Raw genomic sequence first — 22,274 nt, 5'->3', positions numbered from 1 at the left:
TTGAATGCGATCCAACTAAAAAACCGCACAGCTCTTCAGCCATGCGGTTCCTCAACAAATCAATTTATCTCCAATATACCCATTTTCCCATAAGCCATTCCACAGGCCCTCTTCTCCACTTTTTCAAATAGAGATAGCTGATGAACAGCTGAGCTGTGTAAAGTCCAACAGCAAGTAGCAGTCCAAACATTGAGCCCATTTGTCCGAATAACCCAAGTCCGTAAGAATAGAAAATCGTTGTACAAATAATAGATTGAGCCAAATAGTTTGATAAAGACAATCGGCCCAGTCCTGCAAGCAGGCGTTTCAACCCTTGTGCAGCCTTTGAATAGTAGAAGACAATAAAAGCTTGAATATAACCGATCGTCAGGACATAGGCTCCTAACGTCAACACCATTTCACTCCAAGGAGCATCACTGAACGTCGCACATTTTAAAGCGAGCCCGATGATAATCATCCAAACCCAGCCTTTACGATAAGCCATGCCTCGATCTTCTTCTGTCAAATGACCTTTTTTCCCAATCGCCATGCCAAGCAGTGCAAATGGCCCCACCATGATCGTACCGAATAGAAAACCCAAGATCGGCATCATCGTAATGGTCACGATCGCCATAATAATGGTCACAATCATCATATCGTCTTCAATCGTCACCCGGCTCAATAAAATATCACCGTATGCACCCTTCGCATACACATCAGTTAATAAATCATCATTTCCATAAACAAAGGTCATCAGATATGGTAAAACCACTAATGACAAAGCACCTAACACACCTGACCAAATCAGCATTGTTTTGATCCGGCTGCTTAAAAACATCATCAAGAAAAACGTACATGCTCCATAATATAAGAGAATATCACCATTCCAAATAAAGATGTAATGCAGCATCCCAAGCACAATAAGACCAAAGCCGCGGCGAACGACGATGGCATTCGTATTCAGCCCCTTTGCCTTCGTGGATTCAATCAACTTGATAAAAGAATACCCAAACAAAAAGGAGAAAATCGGATAAAATGACCCCTGAAACAAGATCTCCGTCACATATACCCCAAACTCCTGCCCCCATATGCTCGGATCAAACATCTTCTCAAAATCATAATCATATTGAAAATTAAGCATATTCACAATCAAAATACCTAATAAACTAAAACCACGTAAACTATCAATAAACTCAACCCTAGATCCCTTCAACACGACAGCTCCTTAAACAATATATAACAAATTTAAGATATACCTGTATATTTTACCAAATATTTTTCGAAATAGTATATATATTTCTAATAAAAAAGTGATCTTTCATCCTATCAATGAATCCAGCCTATCTTATGATTCAATTTCCCCCTATTTTCATCTCATCTTGATCATCAAAACGCTCATTCAAGGAAAAAGCCGAGGGTCCCATACATTTTATCTCTAAATAGGACAATATATCTGCATATTATTTCAATTATTATATAAATTTTACATTCCATTGTTAATATAACCTTCATTGACAATGAATATTTCTTCATATACACTTTGGGTGGATTTAGGAATAACATTCCTAATCTATCAAATTCTAGAGGGGGAATATCATCATGAATGATCAAAATTTATGTGATATCATGAGACATCACGCCACTCACACGCCGCATCATCCAGCTTTAGCGTGCAACCATCAGAACATCACATATGCTGAACTTGAGAAACAAAGTAACCAGTTCGCCAATTACCTTATCAAAATGGGCGTAACGAAAGCTTCTCATATTGGCCTAGCCTTAGAAAGATCACCACAATTGATTGTCTCTATTCTCGCTATCACCAAAATAGGAGCCGTTTATGTGCCTATAGATATAAATTACCCTAGTGAACGTATTCAATTTATGATTAAAGATGCCGAACTATCGTTTTTACTCACAACATCACATGTCACTCAAAGCCTAACCTCCTTGCCTATTCCTACTATCTACTTAGATAAAGAAAAACATCTCATCCTTACACAATCAACGTCAAACCCGTCTTTTGATGCAAAACCTTCTGATGCCGCTTATATCATGTATACCTCTGGCACAACAGGAAAACCAAAAGGTGTTGTCATTACACATAGATGTATCATGCACCTAACACATAACCCTTCCTTTCTGCCCGTTAATTCTTCTGATACCTTAGCATTATTATCTACCATCTCTTTTGATTCCTCTACATTTGAAATATGGTCCGCTTTATTAAATGGAGCGACACTCGCTATTCCTCCTTCTGGAAAACTGACTCCTGAACTCGTCAGTCAAACCATTAAAGACTATGATGTATCGATTCTTTTTTTAACTACTGGATTGTTCAACTTGATGATGGAGTCACACCTGAACGATATCAAATCAGTTAAATACATCGTCTCTGGCGGAGATGTCATGTCTCCTCAAGTCGTTCATCAAGCATTAAAGGAGCTCCCACATACGACCATCATTAATGGCTATGGCCCGACAGAAAATACAATCTTCACAACAACTTTTCAACTGCCAGACACCTGGGATGATCTCGTCAGTATACCAATTGGCAGACCTGTAGCAGGAACCATCATTGACATCACAAATGAACAAGGTGAATCTGTCTCTCAAGGACAAATAGGGGAACTCATCACTTCGGGAGATGGACTAGCATTAGGCTACTGGCGAAGAGAAAACCTAACAAAGGAACGTTTCATCGAACGGAATGGAAGAACCTATTACAAAACAGGGGATCTTGTTCGACAACAACCTGATGGGCTGATTGAATATATTGGTAGAAAGGATGACCAAGTCAAAATTAGAGGCTTTCGTATTGAGCTTAGCGAGATTGAGCATGTGTTGATTCAGCACCCAAGTGTTAAATCCTGTTTGGTGACTGCCACAGAAGTGATACCTGGGGATAAACGCATCATTGCATACATCATTCCGTCCAACAAAAAGACATGGGATCTATATACCATTCAAACTTATGCAAAGAAAACATTCCCTGATTTCATGCGCCCTGCACATTATGTTCTATTGACAAACTTCCCTACGACCACAAATGGAAAAGTCGATCGAAAAGCACTACCAAGACATCATTTCGACAGACCCAAACTGCAAACTGAATATGTCGCACCAACTAATCAAACCGAAGAAGCACTCTGTGAAATATGGACAGACCTATTAAAGGTAGAGCCCATTGGCACAAACGATCACTTCTTCGACTTAGGAGGAAACTCCATCCTTGCCGCCAAAACCTTAATGCGTATGCAGGAAACATTACACGTTGAACTACCTGCCAGCACCCTTTATGAACATCCTACGATTCAACAAGTTCATCTTATGCTACAAAATCAAACACCTGAGCCGAAACAACAGCTCACATCAGAGGGATTTTTAGATGAAAAGATTCAGCCAAAGCACCTATTCGATTCTAAATCCTTTAAGCAGAATGCCGTGTTATTAACAGGAGCCACCGGCTTTCTAGGCGCTTATCTCATTAAAGAGCTTGTTCGAATGAATCCCTCCATCCAAATCTATTGTGTCATCAGAGCAAGGGACAAACAGCACGCAAGACAGAGAATACAAGTAAATATGGAGAAGTATCACCTATGGGACGAACATTATCTGAAACAACTAAAACCGATAGTAGGTTACTTGGACAAGCCTCAACTAGGACTCTCAACAGAGGAATTTCAACAACTCGCCCAAACCATTGATGCCATCTATCATAATGGAGCAAAAGTCAATTACGTTCAGCCCTATCACATGCACAAGGATACAAATGTCACCGGCACAGAAAATATCATCAAACTCGCCTGCACAGAACAGGTAAAGCCTGTTCATTTCTTATCGACCATTGCCATATTCGGACCTGCCGGGTATCTAGATGGCACGACCGTTCTTTTTGAAGATACATCCATCGATGCTTATCTTCCTATTGTAGAAAAGGACATTGGGTACTCTCAAAGTAAATGGGTGGCAGAAAAAATCATGTGGGAAGCAAAAAAACGTGGCGTGCCGATCACAGTCCTTCGCCCAGGCTTCATCATGGGCGACAGTCAAACAGGCGTTCATAATACAGAGGATTACATGGCGAGACTAATCAAAGGATGCATCCAATTAAAGGCTTACGGTGAGCTACCGAATCAACGAAAAGAATTCGTACCCGTCGACTTTGTTTCAAAAGCCATTACAACCATATGCAAGGATCCAGCCAACTTCGGCAAAGCCTATCACCTCGTTCCACCTCAAGAAGAAAGCATGGAATTAGGTGAATTTTTTCAAAAAATCACAGAAGAAATAGGCTATCCATTAGAAAAGAAAGCATATAACGATTGGGTAGAAGCTCTCATTCAAGCAAGCGGTCAACACGCAGACAACGCTCTTACGCCATTTCTTCCAATGCTCACTGAAAAGGTAGAACGAGACAAAACAGTCTGGGAACTATACGAAAACATGGCGCACTTTGACTCAACAAATACTCAAACGGTTCTCCAAGCACATGGAATGACCTATCCCCCTATGGACGATCATTTAATCAAACGCTATTTCAAATACATGGAGGACATTGGATTTTTAAAATTTGATTCAAACACTGCTCTGAGAATATAAAAGCATTCCCTTGTTTTTAAACTCAATACAGGAAGTAATAAAAGGTTGGATTCAACATCCAACCTTTTATTACTTACCTTTCATCAACTGTACCTTTCTAGATCACCTCGGTAGAAAACTTATGCCTTATGATCTTTTTCTTCTTTAAAAAGCACACGCTTCACATAAAACAAAATCCCCAATCCAAACAAAATCAACGGCAACTCCCAGTCTGCAGAAATCGGCAGCCATTTCAACAGCATGAGAATCAACAAAACAGCTCCCACACCTGCATAAAAGACCACTGTTTTTTTAAATTCTTGGTTTGATTGAAACAAAACGCTCTCCTCCATAACCCTAATTATGATCGTTTTTCTAGTTTTTTTAATATTTTTTCCCAGCCGGTATCTCCCATTTTCCGATCAATTAATTGCCCCTCTTTATCTATGAGGCAAAAACTTGGCAATCCTTGAATTTTATATTTTGTGACAATCTCATAATCTTGATCCAACACAATGGGAGCAATGAGATTCTTTTCCTCCGCATATTTCGAAACAACCTCTATCGATTTTTCTTCTTCCGTATATGGAACATGGACACAGGTTAAATGGATACTCAACTGATCCACACTATGTAGAATGTGGTCGGTTAATTCTTCACAATGCGGACAGTTAACTGACCAAAAATAAAGAAGGTGAGTATGCCCTTCAGGTAAACACCGCTGATGTGAAGAATGAATCCAAGGAAGGTGCTCAGGCCATTTATGTATTTGCGTTTCCACTACTCATCCCCCTTTTCTTTTAATTGAAAGGCGATGATTTTTCCTAGTGCCTCTTCTGCAGCAAAAGGTGCCACATTTCCTGATGGATTCTCTTGTTCCTGTTTTAGGCACTCGTACATATTTTTTTCGATTTTTGATGGGTCAATCCAAGAGATACACCACGACGCCCAAAAACAAGTAGGACCCTTATAGCGTTTTGCCAAAGGCAGAAGAAATGGCAAACTAGGCTGACCAATTCTCATGAGTGAGATCGCAGCCGCCATTCTTGTCTCCTCTTCTTCACTTTCTAACAGTTTGGCAAGAGCTTCTGCTGCGTCCCCTGCATCTGCTCCAAATTCACCAAGAACCGCTGCTGCAATATTCCGCAAAGAACCCTCTTCTTTTAAGGCTTCAACAAGCACTGGCACTGCCTCTTTTCCTGATTTCCTTAACTCCCCCATGGCTTGAACGATCGTTACTTCATTGGTATTGACTAAACGTTGAACCGATTGGGATAGCTTATCTTCTGGTTTCATGACAATCAACTCCTCTTTTTAATGAGTCCCACGGCATCGATAACACATCACATAACATACACATCCAGCAAATACACATGTCATCGTTGTAAACCAGCCATTAGTGAACAGATGAATCCCAATGATGACCGCAGCACTTATGACAGATCCGATGAGCAATGATCGATAATAGATGCCCAAAGAAAGACTCGCTTCTCGTCTCAGAGGCTGCGTAAAGGCAAAGAGCCGTATGGTCAAAAACCAAATATAAACCCCTACCCCATAAATGGCCCAATACAATACATCATGAATCTCTAACAAGATAAGAGAAATCAAGTAGACACCATACAACCAAAAGGTTTGAAACACTTCCAATAGAAGAATTTTTTGATATAAAGCACCCGGAAAAAGATACAGTACTCCCGTTTGTCCGTGTCTTACAATCCCAGCGTAATATGAACTGAGCAGGACAGATGCACCAATGACCAGAAAGAATAGAGTCAACCAATCTGAAAAATAAGAACTGACGACATAGTAAGTACCGATCAACAGCATGGTAGATAACAGGTGGAAGGTAGCATACTTTTTGATCATCAATATTTCTAGCCAAAGGAAAGCCCAGATGCCCGTTAATGATGAAAGCCCCCACCACGTCTTGCTTTTCTTTGGACTTATTGGATTTGCATGAACCTGTTTTCCCTCAAATTCCTCCCAAAATGCCGCCTCTTTGACTAACGACTCCATCATCTCTATACGATGACTCGACCTGTACATCATCATGAAAGATAGAATTATCACTCCAAGTAATATCAATACAGAAATGAATGAAAACTCCTCTATCATGCGTCCGACTTGATACATCAAAGAAGCAGATATCTCCATTATTGACGACTGTTTCAATATCAATTGATTCAAAGTGAGCAATGAAAGACAACCAAACATCAGTATAAAACCAATGAAGAGCACTCGCTTATATACTTGAATGGTTCTTGCACAAGATACCGCAATCATCCATGTTTCGATCATACATAACAGCGCTGTTAACAGGAGTGATTTACCAAGTAGAAAAAAGTACTGCTGCGTTAAACAAAGAAGGAGGATATCAGCCATCACAGCAGAAACAATGAGAAGAGCACATCGCCAAAAAATGTGATATACCCATACACTCATCACAACTGTCCATAAGGAAGCACCACTTCCATACAACCACATAATATCGTTCATCTGACTAGGCAGCCTATTCGAAAACAAGCCAAAGCCAGTATAAAGAACAAATAAAACGACAATGATCCATCCAGCTGTACTTGCATTCCAATCGCCCATACTTGAGACTGCGCTCAGCTGAAAACCGATGGCAGCCATCATAAGTAGCAAGATCAGAAAGGGCATTTTCTTTTCTTGATTTTTACTGATCAAGCGCCTTTGGGATTTCATCCATAAAAGGGAAAGCGTGTTATTCACTAGACCACTCCCCTAGAAGTTGAATGACTTCTGTCCGCCACTTCATTTGTTCTTCCTGCTGCTTAGGAACAGCGATACTTTTCATGATGGCACCGTCTCGAATCAATATCACCCTACTAGCCGTATCAAGAACAAACTCTAGACTATGAGTGGACACAAGAACCGAACCACCTTGAAGGCTCTTCTGTATCAGCCAATCTGACAGCCATTGTTTCGAAGGGATGTCTAACCCAACAGTCGGCTCATCTAAAATAAAAAGGGAGGCATCTTGCACAATGGCCCCTGCTAAGACGACACGCTGTTTTTGACCTCTTGAAAGCCTTCCGCACAATTCGTTCATCTTCATTTCGATATGTACTTCTTTCAACGCCTCAAATACCTTTTCTTTGATCTGTTTTAAACCTTTATGATAGCCCCTCGCACGGAATTGAACATGTTCAGCAACCGTTAAATCTGGGTACAAATATGGCTGATCTGGAATAAGAGCTACTTGTTTTTGGACATGGGAATGACCAGGAGGAAATCCCTCTATGAGTATTTCCCCTTGATCAGGTTGATAGAGACCTGTTAAACATCGAATGGTTGTCGTCTTCCCCGCACCATTAGGCCCAAGCAGCGCCACAACCTCCCCTGCTTCAATGGAAAATGAAAGACCCTCTATCCCATCACCATTGCTATATCGTTTGCTTACATTCTGAACCTCCATGAATGGCATCAAATCTCTCCCTTTTATTAGAGTGATGTATGCTGATCTATGGTGTTTTTACGGTGGAATGTAAATGTAATTAGACCCACTTATCATTTACCACAATATTACCATATGAGGTATAAAAGGGTAAGAGAATTATAATCATTTAAAATACTAAAAGATAACAAAACAAAAAAGATTGGGCATCAATCATCCCAACCTTTTATCTATTAAATAAACCAATTCAAACCGAATCCATATCCCGACAAGCCCAAGCATCCACCTCGACCTTTAAAGCAGGTGAAGCCAAAGCCACCACATAAATCATCGTCATACAAGGCAGGTGGTCTCCTAAAAACTGACCCATGACTCGTTTTCTACTCTCAGCATTAAACTCACCTACCAAATAAAACACAAGCTTTGTTATATCTTCTACTTTCATATCTGCCGCTTCTACATTGCGTTTTACATTCTCTAACGCTAGCTCGAGCTGTTCCATCGGGCTCGCTGGGATGGTCCCATCGACTTCCATCCCCACTTGCCCCGATAAGGTTAACCACCGCTGCGGCCCTGTTGTCTCTATTTGATGAATGTACGGTGCAACTGGCGCGTGAATGGTCTCAGGATTACGTGATGTTTTCATTGATCTAACCCCTTTTCTGAAAATACAATCAATTTACACCTATCATACCAAACTTTCTTCCCATCCTATCTGCGTATGCTCCGAACGAAGCCAAAAAAAGACCTTTCTTCAAAAGAAAGACCTCTCTAAAATGATGCTCCGCTCCGATGCTCAATTTGATGAATCCAATTCAAATCCGCCTCTAAATGAAGCAGCGTGCCAGAAATCAATAAGTACCGACTCTCATCACCTTGCACAAGACATTCCGTTTTCAGCTTCGTGAGTTCCATCACATCTTTCATGATGACGGCTTTCTGCTGCTGAAGCATTTCTTTTTCTTGATGAAATCTGATTTTCCGTGCACAGCCCCATTTAAAGTGAAAATCATCCTTTACAGCATGATACGGAACAGGCGCCAACAGCCATGATTCCAGCTCTAGTCTGCCTTCTTCCGTCACGTCGTACAGCTTTCGATCTTGGTCATCTATTCCCACTGCTGTCACCAATTGATCACGAATTAACCGATCAAGCGTCGTGTAGATTTGACCCGGGTTGATTTTTCCTTTTATTCCGAGCAATGACTCCAGCTCTAGCTTTAATTCATATCCATGATGTTGCTGCTGACAGAGCGATGTTAAAATTCCGTATTTCACTGACATATGATTTAACCTTCTTTGAGAGATGATATCATCTCTATTTTACTCGCTGTCGCACTAGAAATCCACGAAGCCGCTAAACTGAGTGCAATTCCTGCAATCACTGCCAGCAGTAGATGCAAAAATGGCAGCTGAAATGAAACAAATCCACCGAGCCAATCAGATTGGCTTGAGACATATAGAAGAATCACACCAAATAAAATGCCGCCAATCACACCTGATAACCCAATGAGCACACCTTCTCCGACGATCATTTTTCTCACCTGCTGCTTTGTCAGTCCAAGCGCACGCATGGTGCCAATCTCAGATGTACGTTCAAGCGTATTCATCAGCAGTGTATTGGCTGTTCCAATGCTCGCGAGCCCCATAATGAAAATGAGCATCATAGAAATTAACTCGTTCATACCAGTTAAAGCCGATGTCGTTGATTCAATCTCATCCTCTACTGTTTTCACCTTTGAAAGCCGCTGCCCAAAGTCTTCCCATAGCTGATCTCGTAAAGACTCACCGGCACCTTTGTCTTTTAACGTAAGCAGGATATCAAGGGGCTGCGTCCACCCTAAATCCTCTTGTAAAAATGTCTGATCGACAAATGCCACATAACCCGAATGATGAGAAGTCTTGACCACATCAATGACTTGTAACTGCTGCCGGCCAGAAGGTGCATTGAGATACACACTCTCTCCAATACGCCCACCCCATTCATCAAACGCACGCTCTCCTAACACGATAGAGGGCTTTTCTGCTAAATGTTGATACAAATCGCCTTTATTGTCATCTTCTATAAAAGACGGTCCCTTTTCCTCTACGCCGATCAGAGAAAATTGTCTTTTCTCTCCATCAGCCGTTTCCCATGTCAAAGGAGCCGCTTCCATCATCGGTTCCACCCGCTCAACAGCCTCATAGGATGACAGCTTTTCTTGATCCGCTTTCGTCCATGGGGCTTCAGAAGTAACCCTGAGATCGCCTCCATACGTTTGACGAATCTCTTTTTCGTAGCCATCTGGAGCCGCTTCAATGACCGCACTTAAAAGCAAGATCACAGCAATCCCAACAGCTAGAATCGCCGCCGTATTGGCATTTCGATTCAGTTGCTGCGTGACATGCTGCGCTGATAGATGACCTGGATAGCCAAAAACAAGCTTCAAAAGGGGCGCCAACAAACGGTTCAAAAAGAGCAGGAAAAATGGGAATAACAGAACCATGCTGGCTAAAATGGCAAGATAAGCAGCCGGATGATCCACCCATACAAATGAAAGCAAGCCTATCCCTATCGCCGCTCTAATGACCGATTGTTTCTTCGGTGCAGAAGGTTGGGTGGTGGATTTTAAAGTCAGCAGCACAGACGTTTTCCCTGCATGATAGATCGGAAATAACGAAAACAGCACAGGGAACACAATACCAACGATCACTGCTATTACAACAGGCACTTGCCAATCTAACGAATACACCATATCAAAAGCAAACACACCAAGCAGTGTTTGCATGAACACATCCCCAAGCCAAACGCCAATCGGCACCCCAATGACGGTTCCAATACAAGCCAAGATCAAAACCTCAATCAACATCAGCTTAGAAACAGAACCCTGTGTATAACCGAAGCTCTTCATAATCGCAAATTCTTTTTTTCGTTCCATCACACTCGTATAAATCATATTAAACACGATAAAACCGCTCATAAACATCGACAGCCCTGCGATGAGGTAAAAGAACGTGTACAACCCGCCAATGTCATTACTTTGCCGGTCATCCGCCACCACAGGCTGGACAAAAACATCGGCATCCTTGAACTCTTTCTGTAAAGATTGAAAGAGCTGTTCCCCGCCTTCATTTGTCTGAAATCTCATATAAGAAAGCTGATCATCCATTCCCGTCCAGTCTCTCAATAAATCAAGCGGCGCCATCACACGAAAGCTCGATGATTCTGCACCCTCCCAGTCACTTGGACTTGAAAGTAGCTGTGTATATTCCACAATGGCAGATACCTTCGCTTCGCCCAAATCAGAAAAACGAATGGTATCTCCCACTTTTTTATTCAGTAGCTTCGCCACAACATCTGGAATGACCAACCCCTGATTATCCAAACGCCCTTCAATCACAGGCAGCTTCAGTAAAGAGCTCGTTTGATCTTGCACCCCGGTAATGCGCACCGCCCGTTGGTTAAGAGAGTGATCACCTTCTACCTCAAAAAACGTCTGTTTATCCAGCGCTAATAATGATCCTGTCACATCAGGATGTTTTAAAATGGAGGAGATCTGTTCCTCATCATACGTATGATCATCACTCAACACCCAATAATCTGCATCAGCGACATACATTTGCTCATAGTAATGAAACACATCATTTGTCGTTCGATCGGCAATGAGCATCGACGTGACAAAAGCGATCCCCACCATGATGCCTAAGACAGAAATGGCGAACCGCTTTTTATGCTGAAGCATGTTACGCCATGAAATTCGCCACATACTGAGCATAATCATCATCCTTTCTAGAAATCACTTGATCAATAACACCGTCTTTAAAAAGGATGATTCGATCCGCAAACCCCGCTGCGAAAATATCATGCGTCACCATAATAATCGTCTGCTTGCTTTCTCGATTGAACTTGCACATTAACGCCAAAATATCCTCCGCTCTATGTCGGTCCAAGTTCCCCGTCGGCTCATCTGCTAACAGCACTGACGGCTGATTGACTAGAGCTCTTGCAATCGCTACACGCTGCTGCTGCCCGCCGCTCAACAAACTAGCCCGTTTCTGCCCAAGCCCATTCAAGCCAACAGCCTCTAACAGCTCTACAACCGTCTGTTGATTCTCCTTTGTTAAACGTCCATCTGCATGCAGCGGAAACGCCACATTTTCTTCGACAGTTAATGTAGGCAGCAGCTGATAATTTTGAAACACAAACCCAATCTGTTTTCTGCGAAAAATCGTTCTCTCTTTCTCATTCATCTCACTTAACTGATGCTCATCTATCAAAATCTCTCCATCAGTAGGCAGATCAAGCCCGCCTAACAGCTGAAGTAATGTACTTTTTCCAGAACCACTCGGTCCCATCACCGCTACAAACTCCCCTTCTTCTACCGTCAAATCAACGCCCCTCAGCACCTCAGTCCGCTCCTGGCCTTGAAAGAATTCCTTCTTCACATTCTTGATCTGAATCATCTGCAAACTCCTCCCATCCCTTTACGAAGTAATTATATACTAAGTATATATTATTTCAACATTTAAATCATGATAATATGTATTTACATCTTATTTATTACTTACTAAATATATAAAAAACCCTTTAGATTTTCATATCCAAAGGGTACATCATGCTATAATTCTTGTTTTCTAAAAAGAAACCATCCGATGAGAAAAAAGAAACCAATCAATACCGATACACCTAGAAAGCTTGTAAGTGCCTGATCCGAATAAGTCCCTCTATGAATCATCTCCTCAGCCGCACTTGTGACACCTTTAGGTGCAAACTTCCCTAATGTATCCTCATAAAACGAAGGAACGGTAAACAGGATGAGGTTGAACAAAAGGGAAACGCCGCCCGCAGTCACTGAACGCTTAAAGAACGCCGATGCACAAATGGTCGACACTACAATGAGCAATAGGTTCGGATAATACAAAAGCGTTCCTTTTAACACATTACCCCAATCCACATGCCCAAATTGAATGTCCACATAATAAACGGAAGCTAACACCGACACTACCAAACTAAACAGGGTTAAACAGGCATAAGCACATATTTTTGAGACATAATAACTCATTCGACTGATCGGTTTCACCATAATCATCGCTGTCACCCCAGAGGCACGCTCTCCAGCAATCGTCCCCATCACAATCATAATCAGGATAAACACGCCGAGCGAATCAAATTTACTCAAAGCACTGGCTAAAGCTTCTCCAGCACTAGGCTCTGGTATATAAAATGTAGACCCTTCAGGTAAATTCGCTGATTTCGACAAAAGATCTGGCAGCATTTTGAGCGTAATAGGCTGTGTGATCATTAAAATCGTAAAAATGATTGGCACAAATAAGATTTTATAACTAGTGAATAACTCCCTAAATTCCTTTTTCAACATCATCATGCCGTCACAACCTTCATGAAAATATCTTCAAGCGTCAGCTTAGATACTCGATAATGGAGAAGAACACCGCCAGTTTCAGTGATGAGAGCCGGCAGCTCAATCAATGCCCTCTGTTGATTGCTCACTCGCACCTGATAAGCGTCTCCTGTCTCCATGCATTCCTCCACCCAATCCCGCTCCTTTAACAAAGCCATTAGTTTCGTATTCTGTTGTTCTAACTGAAATTCAATCACGGGCTGGATATAGTCTTCTTTGAGCTGTTTCATCGAAGAGGACATCTCAATTTTGCCGCTGTTGATCATGATAATATGATCGGCCACCCTTTCAATGTCATCTAAAATATGGGTCGACATAAAGATCAGCATCTCATGCTTTAGACGCTCAATCAAAGTCAGGACGTCTTTTCTCCCCATAGGATCAAGTGCCGACACAGGTTCATCTAGTATGAGGACCTTCGGGCTGTTGATCAGCGCCTGCGCAATGGCAAGTCTCTGCTTCATCCCTCCGCTGTAGCTGCCAATGGCACGATCCTTCGCCTCGTATATGCGGCAAAGCTTCAACAATTCATCTGTTTTGGAACGAATGGTGTGTTTCTCTAAATGAAATAACCCGCCAACCCAATGCATCCATTCCTGCCCCGTCATATCCTGATAAAATGCAGGATGCTGCGGACAGTACCCAATCACCTGACTGATTTGATCCATGTCCTTTTCGACATCAAAACCTGCCACCTTCACAACGCCAGAAGTAGGACGAGCAAGCCCCGTCAAAATTCGGATCGCCGTTGTCTTCCCCGCTCCATTGGCTCCTAAAAAACCAACACATCCAACCTCCCCAACAGAAAACGAAACATCTTTTAACACTTCATGCCGTCCATACGATTTCGTCAGCCCGTGACACTCCAACATATTCAAGCGAATCCCCCCTACTAAGATTGTTTACGACCAAAAATGAAATACGCAATAGGACCAGCACTCGCCACAAACACAATCACCAAAGCCCAAACCCACTTCACTTCTCCCCTAATACTCGATGGATCTCTTTTCAACAAATCAAACAAACCAATCACCATCAAAATCGCTTGCAGCAAAATAAGAGGGAAAATCAACTTCATATCCATCCACACCACTCCCTTTTCAAACGTCAATTTGTTTTGGTATTACTTCTTTTGACGACATGAAGAGCGACTTCGTTCAAATGTATTTTATTTTTATTGGTCGAATGGTCTATAAATATAAAAAAGCCCAGTGAAGGTTATTCACTGGGCTTGCTTGTGATGATCATGACGAATCTCGCAAAATCTTTTCCATTTTCTTTCCCTTGGCTAACTCATCAATCAACTTATCTAGATACCGAATATTTTTCATCGTTTCTTCCTCAATGTCCTCTACTCTAACACCACAGATGACTCCTTTGATTAAGCTGCGGGAAGGATGGAGCTCAGGAGCCACAGCAAAAAAGGCTTCAACGTCTATCTGCTTGTCCAACTGCTCCTGTAACTCTGCTGGACTGTACCCCGTCAACCAACAAATAATCGTATCAACCTCAGCCTTCGTTCGACCCTTTCTCTCTGCCTTTGCGATATAGAGAGGATAGACTTTTGCGAAGCTCATTGTGTAGATTTTAGGTTTGGTCATGTATCTGCTCTCTTTCTTCGTTAAATATTTAAACTGTCACGCTTTCTCAAGGGGACGCTCTCTCATTATGCACTTAGTATAATGTGTTAGAAATACAACTTATAAACGATAATATATGCCTTTATCATTCCTTTCATCTTTTTTGAAAGCTCTATATTTAAGAAATTGAACGATGCAAAATCCAAGGAATACACCAATTGGTCCTCCGCTTGAGACAGGACCGCCAATTAAACAATAAGAAATGATAAACAATGCAATATAACCAATTATGAAAAAAACAATTCCCCATTTTTCTTTTTTTACGTATCGAATAAAAATAATATTTCCCCTAAGAATATTTATCATAATAGCATCATGGAAATAGTATCTATCAATCAAAGTTCAGCTTAGATCTTTCAACTGCTAGTTCTATTGACACAAAAATACCCCTTTAGACAATTATATCTAAAAGGGGTATCAAAAATCCGATTTTATTGAAACCTACTCCACCGTCACACTCTTCGCAAGGTTACGTGGTTTATCCACATCACACCCGCGATGAAGGGCTGCGTAGTAAGCGATTAGCTGTAATGGCACAACAGATGCAAGTGGTGCAAGTGCTGGATGTACAGCTGGAAGGACGAAACGGTCGCCTTCGTCTTCTAGGCCTTTTAGTGAGATGACACATGGGTTTGCGCCGCGTGCAACGACTTCTTTGACGTTACCGCGAATGCTGAGGTTCACGTGCTCTTGCGTTGCAAGGGCAATGACCGGTGTGCCTTCTTCAATTAAAGCAATGGTGCCGTGTTTGAGTTCTCCGCCAGCAAATCCTTCTGCTTGGATGTAAGAGATCTCTTTTAGTTTGAGTGAACCTTCAAGGCACACATAGTAATCAAGTCCTCTTCCGATAAAGAATGCGTTACGTGTCACTGTGAAGAAGTCACGAGCGATTTGTTCCATTTCATCCTTTTGATCGACAAGGGCTTCCATTGCGTTTGCTACAATTCCAAGCTCTTTCACAAGGTCGAAGTCAAGAGATTGACCATTTAATTCAGCTGCAACGGATGCAAGGATCGCAAGAACAGCGATTTGCGCTGTGTAAGCTTTTGTTGAAGCCACTGCGATTTCTGGTCCTGCATGGAGAAGCAATGTGAAGTCCGCTTCACGAGAAAGTGTAGATCCTGGTACGTTTGTGATCGTTAATGCTTTATGACCAAGCTCTTTGACTTGAACAAGTACAGCACGGCTGTCCGCAGTCTCTCCAGATTGAGAAAGGAAGATGAACAACGGTTTTTTCGATAGAAGCGGCATGTTGTAAGAGAATTCACTTGCTACATGGACTTCTACAGGTACTTTTGCCCAGTCTTCAATGTATTGTTTACCGACAAGTCCAGCATGGTAGCTCGTTCCGCAAGCCACGATGTAAATGCGGTCTGCTTCTGCTACTGCGCTTGCGATATCGCCAGCGACTGACAACTTGCCGTTTTCATCTTGATATTCTTGGATGATTTTGCGCATAACAAGCGGCTGTTCATCCGTTTCTTTTAACATGTAGTGAGGATATGTGCCTTTCTCAATGTCGCTTGCATCAAGCTCAGCGATATAAGAAGGACGTGTCATGATATCACCGTCAAGGTTTTTAATGATGACCTCGTCTTTTGTGACAATGACCATTTCTTTATCCATTAATTCCGCATATTCGTTTGTTACTTGAAGCATCGCCATTGCGTCAGAAGCCACAACGTTGAAATCTTCGCCGAAACCAACCAATAATGGGCTTTTGTTTTTCGCCACATAGATTGTTTCTTTGTTTTCGTTATCGAAAAGAGCAATTGCGTAAGAGCCTTTTAGTTGAAGAAGCGTTTGACGGAAAGCTTCCTCTGTATCAAGACCTCTGTTCACAAATTGTTCGATGACTTGAACAACAACCTCTGTATCTGTGTCGCTTTTTAGTGTGACGTCTTGTAAATATTCGCGTGTCAATTGTACATAGTTCTCGATGACACCGTTATGAACAAGCGTAAAACGGCCAGAAGCACTTTGATGCGGATGCGCATTTAGATGGCTTGGTACACCGTGTGTTGCCCAGCGTGTATGTCCAATTCCTGCTGAAGATGCCACGTTTGCATCAACGACTTCACGAAGCTCAGCGATACGTCCTTTTTCTTTGAACACATGCACGCCTTCTTCGTTTGCCACAGCGATACCTGCTGAGTCATACCCACGGTACTCAAGCTTCTCTAAACCTTTTAATAAGATTTCCTTCGCATCATTCTGACCAATATAACCTACGATTCCACACATAAATATTCTTCCTCCCGATCATGTGAAAGGGACAAAGAAAGCCTACTAAAATAGAAGGGACATTTCTTCGTCCCTCTCTACATGTTTATTTTGGGAGATCATGTGTATTCCCTTTGTACAAAGAGTCACCTCTTTGCTTTAAAGAAACACTTACGGCTGTGATCTCTATATTTGATCAGCCGGGAGGCATCCGCCGAAAAATTCGATAACCTCCATCCTCGTCAACTAAGCATCTGTCGTTCGATCGCTTAGTTCGGGCGCTATAATTATAAGAGTGGCTGAACATCTACCCTGCCTTTCCTGCTAGAATAAAAATCCAGTAACACAAGGATGATTGTACTATAAGGTCTGACCTCCGTCAATCACAATTTAGCGGGTGATCCCTTTCATGTTAGAAAGTGAGACCTCCCTACACTATATGCGATGAGGCTTGTCACGTTCTACCTTTGATGTGCTCTCTTATGTATGAAAGCAAGCAGCAAATTGCCCTCGCTTATATCATTCGTATAGAACTTTCCTCTTATGACGTTTATTCGAAAAAAAGCAAACCGCTGCTTAGCGATTTGCTTTACATCAATTACTCAATACCCATTTCTTCTTTGACAACAGCCGTAATGCGAGCCACGTATTCATCACACAGCTCTTTTGTTTTCGCCTCTGCCATGACACGTACAAGCGGCTCTGTTCCTGATGGACGCACAAGGATACGTCCGTCACCGTTCATCTCTTTTTCAACCTCTTGGATCACAGCTTTTACTTTTTCATTTTCTTCCACTTTATACTTATCAGATACCTTTACATTCACTAGAAGTTGCGGGAATTTCTCCATTTCAGCTGCAAGCTCTGATAATGTTTTTCCTGTTGCTTTTAGTGTATTCACCAGCATGATCGCTGAAAGCATGCCGTCACCTGTCGTATTATAATCAAGGAAAATCAAGTGGCCTGACTGCTCGCCTCCGACATTATAGCCATCCTTTTTCATCGCTTCGACCACATAGCGGTCACCAACAGCGGTTTGAATGCTCTTAATGCCTTGCTTCTCAAGCGCTTTATAGAAACCAAGGTTACTCATGACCGTTGACACGACCGTGTCATCCTTCAATCGGCCTTCACCCTTTAGATAACGTGCACATATGTACATAATTTGATCGCCGTCTACAATATCACCTTTTTCATCGACTGCAATTAAGCGGTCGCCGTCGCCATCAAACGCAAGACCAATATCCGCTCCTTTTTCTTTCACAAAAGCAGAAAGTGCCTCTGGATGAGTAGAACCTACGCCATCGTTGATATTCAATCCGTTTGGTGATGTTCCCATTGTTGACACATCTGCATCTAAATCTGCAAATAAATGTGTTGCAAGAGAAGATGTTGCACCATGTGCACAGTCAAGCGCTACGTGAATGCCTGTGAAATCCTCGTCCGCTGTCTGCTTCAAGAATTGCAAGTACTTCTGACCGCCTTCAAAGTAGTCATTTACTGTTCCAAGATCCGCTCCAACTGGGCGTGGCAATTGATCGACCGGCTGATCCATCAGCTGCTCGATTTCATTCTCCTGTTCATCTGACAGTTTAAAACCATCACCGCCGAAAAATTTAATTCCGTTGTCTTGAACTGGGTTATGCGAAGCTGAAATCATGACACCTGCTTCTGCATCCATTGCTTTCGTTAAATAAGACACACCAGGTGTTGAGATCACACCTAAACGCATGACTTCAGCCCCAATTGAAAGTAAGCCTGCTACGAGTGCTCCTTCTAACATATGACCAGATACACGCGTGTCTCGTCCAACGAGTACCTTTGGACGTTCTTTATCCTTCGTGAGCACATAGCCGCCAAATCTCCCAATTTTAAATGCGAGCTCTGGCGTTAATTCGCTATTAGCCACACCCCTTACACCATCAGTTCCAAAGTACTTGCCCATGTTTCAATCGCTCCTTTTTTACCATTCAAGAGGACGCTGCGTCCTCTTTGTTATCTTCTTTAACCCGCTGTCTTTGACTTGATTCTTTTTTTGCTTTATCTTGTGTTGATTCCTTTTGACTCTTCTCTTCCTGATCATCATCGGATGATTGATCTTTTCGATCATTCGTAGAAGCCGGCTGATCTTCTGTATCAGTAGAAGTCAGTTTCACTTTGACCTTCGATCTAGATAATGTCCACGTCACATTTTGAGGGCCATTCACTTGTACTTTGACCTCATGTGTTCCTTCGTTTAAGTCCCCGACATTGATATAGGCTTCAATATCTGAAGCCTTTAGTTTATCAATTGCACTCTTTGATCCTTTTGCTGTTAGTGTGAGACGCCCAGAAGACGGACTCACAAATGCAGAGCTAAGATCCTTGCTCAGACCCACGACAGAAATTGGGACATTATCGATCTTTTTTTCTTCAGCTGTTGCAACCTTCACTTTGATTTTAATAGTTTCAGGCGATACCTTTTTCACACCATCTGGCAGTGGAATGTCGGCATCAATCTCTGTATCATCTTTAATCTTGCTTAGGTCGAGCTTAACGCCGTCAATAAAATCAAGTGCATCCAGCACCTTTTGAGAACCATAGACTGTAACCTCACTTGGGCTTGTCTCGATGCTTGAGATACTGATCCCATCTGGCAAGCTGCCCGTCCGCTCAATCTTAAACGGAACTTTCTTGCTCGGACTCGTAATCGGGACCGTAATATCTACCACAGACGGACTCACTTCGACCGGCAGCTCATTCCCACTGCTATCATACACAGTGAGTTTCGCTTCTTTCTCAATTTGCTGATCGACATCCTCTAAGTTCACAAATGCTTTAATGACAGAAATTTTGTCGATCACGTCTTTTGAGCCAGTAACCGTGACATTTTTCGGATTCACAATAGGCTGCTCTGGTGAATAGCCGTCTTTGATTTTATTTTGATTATAAAATTCAGTTTCAACAGGGAATTCAGCTGTCGTTTTTTCTTGTATCGTCACAGTCGTCACAGACGGATTAATCGTTAACGTGATTCCTTTCGATACATCTCTTGCCTTCAATTCGACTTTATGTGTACCTGTCGTCAGGTTTTGCATATCTGCGTAAATTTCAAAATTTTTCGTTTGTCTTGCTGTTTTCACAGCACTAGTTGATCCTTTAATCGTGACATTGACTGTCTGCGGCACACCAGTGACTACATACTTTTCGTCGTCATAATATGCTTTAACAGGAATGTCCGTTAAGGTTGCTTCGTCTGTTGTCGATGTTGGGAAAAAGGATTCACCGATTTTTTTCGGCGTGGGCGCTTGCGCTGAATTGACTGCACCATACAGCAATAAAGCGAAGACCAATGCAAGAAACTTAACGGCCCAGCGATTATTCAAAATCTTATCCATTTTTCTTGCCCCTCCAATACCATTTGGTCGAGGAAGCATCTTTGCTGTTCTTACTAAACTCAGCAATCAGCATTTCTTCAAGCGCTTCTTCTGTCAATTCTCGATGGAGATCACCATTTCTTGCGACACTAATGCCGCCTGTCTCCTCGGAGACGATGACGGTTAAACTGTCCGTTACTTCACTAATACCAACTGCCGCGCGGTGACGTGTACCGAGCTCCTTAGAAATAAAAGGACTTTCAGACAGCGGTAAATAACACGCCGCAGCTGCAATCTCATCACGCTTCATAATCACAGCGCCGTCATGAAGCGGTGTATTCGGAATGAAAATATTAATCAGCAGCTCAGAACTCACCTTTGCATTTAAAGGAATTCCGGTCTCTATGTAATCATTCATCCCAGTATCGCGCTCAATCGTTAATAGCGCGCCTATTCTTCGTTTTGCCATATAGTTAATTGCTTTTGTAATTGCCTCGATCGTTTTCTGCTGCTGTTCCTCTACAGGTGTTCCGCTTCTAGAGAAGAAACGGCCGCGCCCAAGCTGCTCAAGCGCTCTCCTTAGCTCTGGCTGAAAAATAATAATGATCGCAAGGAACCCCCACGTAATCGCTTGATCCATCAGCCATTGAAGTGTGTTAAGACCGAGATACGCACTTCCCATCCTGACGAGAACAATGACGACAATTCCCTTTAAAAGCTGAACCGCTTTTGTTCCGCGGATGACCATCATTAATTTATATATCACATACCAAACAACGAGAATATCAACAGCATTACCGAGGTACTGCAAAAAAGGAATATCCCCTAAAGCCATTTCCTCGTCCTCCAGAATTTTCAGTTATTCTTCGTTCGATTCATTTTTTATAAAAAAAGAAGCCTATGTGTAAGTACATAGCGTGGCTATTATACCACATTTTGTTTCAGCAAGGAAAATAGTTGCCATATCTGGCTGGCATTCAAGTCTGTCCATCAATAGAAAAAGAGCAGTCCCTTAGAGACTGCTCTCACACTGTTTGATTTACTTTTGTTCCTCTGGCCCAATGACCCGCATCACGTCTTGTGCTGTAGACTTCATTTTGTACCAAACCCAATCAAACACTTCATTAATTTCATTGATTTGACCAGTGACTTGTCCGGCAGAAGCAGTCAGCTGTTCTCCATTGACGACTGTTACGTTTCCATCAACCTTGCCTTCTACAATCAGCTTGCCATTTTTCACAGTGACATCACCTTTGACGGTTTCCCCTTTAGGGACCGTCACTGTATCATTTTCAACCACGAGATTCGGCTGCTTTGACACACTGAAATTATGATCCGTATTCCAGCTAGTAAACAGACTGCCTCCCATCAATATGACAAAGAGGGCAGCGGCGACCATTAGCGGATGAGCTTTGATCCATCTTTGAATCGACACACGCTTTTTCTCCTTTGGAAGACCTGCCATCACCTTTGCAGTAAAATCAGATGGTGCTTCTATATGAGATGTACTCTGCACGAGCGCGATGGATTTCTCAATTTGTTGAAAATGAGTACGGCATTCCTCACACGATTGCAGATGGCTCTTTAATTCTTTTTCATCTTCGGGCTCTATATCCCCGTCTAAATACTGATGCATAAGCAGGACGATTTTTTCCTGACAGCTCATCAAAATCAC

The 22,274-nt window shown here is 42.2% G+C and carries 20 protein-coding genes; 1 reads left to right on the top strand and 19 read right to left on the bottom strand.

The window, feature by feature from the left end; all coding sequences use genetic code 11:
• Nucleotides 1-64: 64 nt before the first annotated feature.
• Complete coding sequence (locus NSQ52_RS01160) at nucleotides 65-1,192, bottom strand: DUF418 domain-containing protein (protein ID WP_061417701.1); 1,128 nt, start codon at nucleotides 1,190-1,192, stop codon at nucleotides 65-67.
• 386 nt (nucleotides 1,193-1,578) lie between these two features.
• Between NSQ52_RS01160 and NSQ52_RS01155 the strand changes: the two genes are divergently transcribed.
• Nucleotides 1,579-4,581 carry an amino acid adenylation domain-containing protein gene (locus NSQ52_RS01155; RefSeq protein WP_342473822.1) on the top strand — a complete coding sequence of 1,001 codons (3,003 nt, stop codon included), beginning with the start codon at nucleotides 1,579-1,581 and terminating at the stop codon, nucleotides 4,579-4,581.
• A 119-nt stretch (nucleotides 4,582-4,700) separates the two neighbouring features.
• Here the strand turns inward: NSQ52_RS01155 and NSQ52_RS01150 are convergent, their stop codons facing one another.
• The 18 genes from NSQ52_RS01150 to rsiW form a co-directional block, all read right to left on the bottom strand.
• Nucleotides 4,701-4,898 carry a hypothetical protein gene (locus NSQ52_RS01150; protein WP_073415172.1) on the bottom strand — a complete coding sequence of 66 codons (198 nt, stop codon included), beginning with the start codon at nucleotides 4,896-4,898 and terminating at the stop codon, nucleotides 4,701-4,703.
• Between the two features lie 23 nt (nucleotides 4,899-4,921).
• Nucleotides 4,922-5,341, bottom strand: a complete 420-nt coding sequence (locus NSQ52_RS01145; protein WP_259254123.1) for a TlpA disulfide reductase family protein — start codon at nucleotides 5,339-5,341, stop codon at nucleotides 4,922-4,924.
• Nucleotides 5,341-5,856, bottom strand: a complete 516-nt coding sequence (locus tag NSQ52_RS01140) for a HEAT repeat domain-containing protein (RefSeq protein ID WP_024719127.1) — start codon at nucleotides 5,854-5,856, stop codon at nucleotides 5,341-5,343. Before NSQ52_RS01140 ends, NSQ52_RS01145 begins: the two co-directional genes overlap by 1 nt.
• Before the next feature lie 18 nt (nucleotides 5,857-5,874).
• Nucleotides 5,875-7,296: a sporulation killing factor system integral membrane protein gene (gene skfF / locus NSQ52_RS01135; protein ID WP_342473821.1), complete on the bottom strand. Its 1,422-nt coding sequence runs from the start codon at nucleotides 7,294-7,296 to the stop codon at nucleotides 5,875-5,877.
• Nucleotides 7,289-8,011, bottom strand: a complete 723-nt coding sequence (locus NSQ52_RS01130; RefSeq protein ID WP_144668355.1) for an ABC transporter ATP-binding protein — start codon at nucleotides 8,009-8,011, stop codon at nucleotides 7,289-7,291. The genes skfF and NSQ52_RS01130 overlap by 8 nt, the downstream gene beginning before the upstream one ends.
• Before the next feature lie 217 nt (nucleotides 8,012-8,228).
• Complete coding sequence (locus NSQ52_RS01125; protein ID WP_342473820.1) at nucleotides 8,229-8,627, bottom strand: RidA family protein; 399 nt, start codon at nucleotides 8,625-8,627, stop codon at nucleotides 8,229-8,231.
• Between the two features lie 125 nt (nucleotides 8,628-8,752).
• On the bottom strand, nucleotides 8,753-9,265 hold the full coding sequence (locus NSQ52_RS01120) for a PadR family transcriptional regulator (protein WP_039169395.1): 513 nt from the start codon (nucleotides 9,263-9,265) through the stop codon (nucleotides 8,753-8,755).
• 5 nt (nucleotides 9,266-9,270) lie between these two features.
• Entirely contained in the window at nucleotides 9,271-11,736 is a 2,466-nt protein-coding gene (locus NSQ52_RS01115) for an FtsX-like permease family protein (protein WP_160758214.1), read from the bottom strand.
• On the bottom strand, nucleotides 11,705-12,424 hold the full coding sequence (locus NSQ52_RS01110; protein WP_039169400.1) for an ABC transporter ATP-binding protein: 720 nt from the start codon (nucleotides 12,422-12,424) through the stop codon (nucleotides 11,705-11,707). The genes NSQ52_RS01115 and NSQ52_RS01110 overlap by 32 nt, the downstream gene beginning before the upstream one ends.
• Nucleotides 12,425-12,579: 155 nt before the next feature.
• Nucleotides 12,580-13,344, bottom strand: a complete 765-nt coding sequence (locus tag NSQ52_RS01105; RefSeq protein ID WP_160758213.1) for an ABC transporter permease — start codon at nucleotides 13,342-13,344, stop codon at nucleotides 12,580-12,582.
• Entirely contained in the window at nucleotides 13,341-14,258 is a 918-nt protein-coding gene (locus tag NSQ52_RS01100) for an ABC transporter ATP-binding protein (protein ID WP_342473819.1), read from the bottom strand. Before NSQ52_RS01100 ends, NSQ52_RS01105 begins: the two co-directional genes overlap by 4 nt.
• A 14-nt stretch (nucleotides 14,259-14,272) precedes the next feature.
• Nucleotides 14,273-14,464 (bottom strand): PLD nuclease N-terminal domain-containing protein, encoded by a 192-nt coding sequence (locus tag NSQ52_RS01095; RefSeq protein WP_144668365.1) that lies wholly within the window; start codon nucleotides 14,462-14,464, stop codon nucleotides 14,273-14,275.
• A gap of 160 nt (nucleotides 14,465-14,624) precedes the next feature.
• Nucleotides 14,625-14,981 carry a DUF2200 domain-containing protein gene (locus tag NSQ52_RS01090; RefSeq protein ID WP_173407685.1) on the bottom strand — a complete coding sequence of 119 codons (357 nt, stop codon included), beginning with the start codon at nucleotides 14,979-14,981 and terminating at the stop codon, nucleotides 14,625-14,627.
• A 480-nt stretch (nucleotides 14,982-15,461) separates the two neighbouring features.
• On the bottom strand, nucleotides 15,462-17,264 hold the full coding sequence (gene glmS / locus NSQ52_RS01085) for a glutamine--fructose-6-phosphate transaminase (isomerizing) (protein ID WP_008360582.1): 1,803 nt from the start codon (nucleotides 17,262-17,264) through the stop codon (nucleotides 15,462-15,464).
• Nucleotides 17,265-17,841: 577 nt separating this feature from the next.
• Nucleotides 17,842-19,188: a phosphoglucosamine mutase gene (glmM, locus tag NSQ52_RS01080; protein ID WP_008360584.1), complete on the bottom strand. Its 1,347-nt coding sequence runs from the start codon at nucleotides 19,186-19,188 to the stop codon at nucleotides 17,842-17,844.
• A 25-nt stretch (nucleotides 19,189-19,213) separates the two neighbouring features.
• Nucleotides 19,214-20,620, bottom strand: coding sequence for a YbbR-like domain-containing protein (locus NSQ52_RS01075; RefSeq protein WP_326378355.1), 1,407 nt, complete (start codon nucleotides 20,618-20,620; stop codon nucleotides 19,214-19,216).
• Entirely contained in the window at nucleotides 20,613-21,434 is an 822-nt protein-coding gene (gene cdaA, locus NSQ52_RS01070; protein WP_008344027.1) for a diadenylate cyclase CdaA, read from the bottom strand. Before cdaA ends, NSQ52_RS01075 begins: the two co-directional genes overlap by 8 nt.
• Before the next feature lie 204 nt (nucleotides 21,435-21,638).
• Nucleotides 21,639-22,265 (bottom strand): anti-sigma-W factor RsiW, encoded by a 627-nt coding sequence (gene rsiW / locus NSQ52_RS01065; RefSeq protein WP_008344028.1) that lies wholly within the window; start codon nucleotides 22,263-22,265, stop codon nucleotides 21,639-21,641.
• Nucleotides 22,266-22,274 lie beyond the last annotated feature (9 nt).

Source organism: Bacillus sp. FSL W8-1141, from assembly GCF_038593205.1.
Taxonomy (GTDB): domain Bacteria; phylum Bacillota; class Bacilli; order Bacillales; family Bacillaceae; genus Bacillus; species Bacillus altitudinis.
Note: the sequence above shows the minus strand (reverse complement) of the source record. Positions and strands in the feature narration are given on the sequence as shown.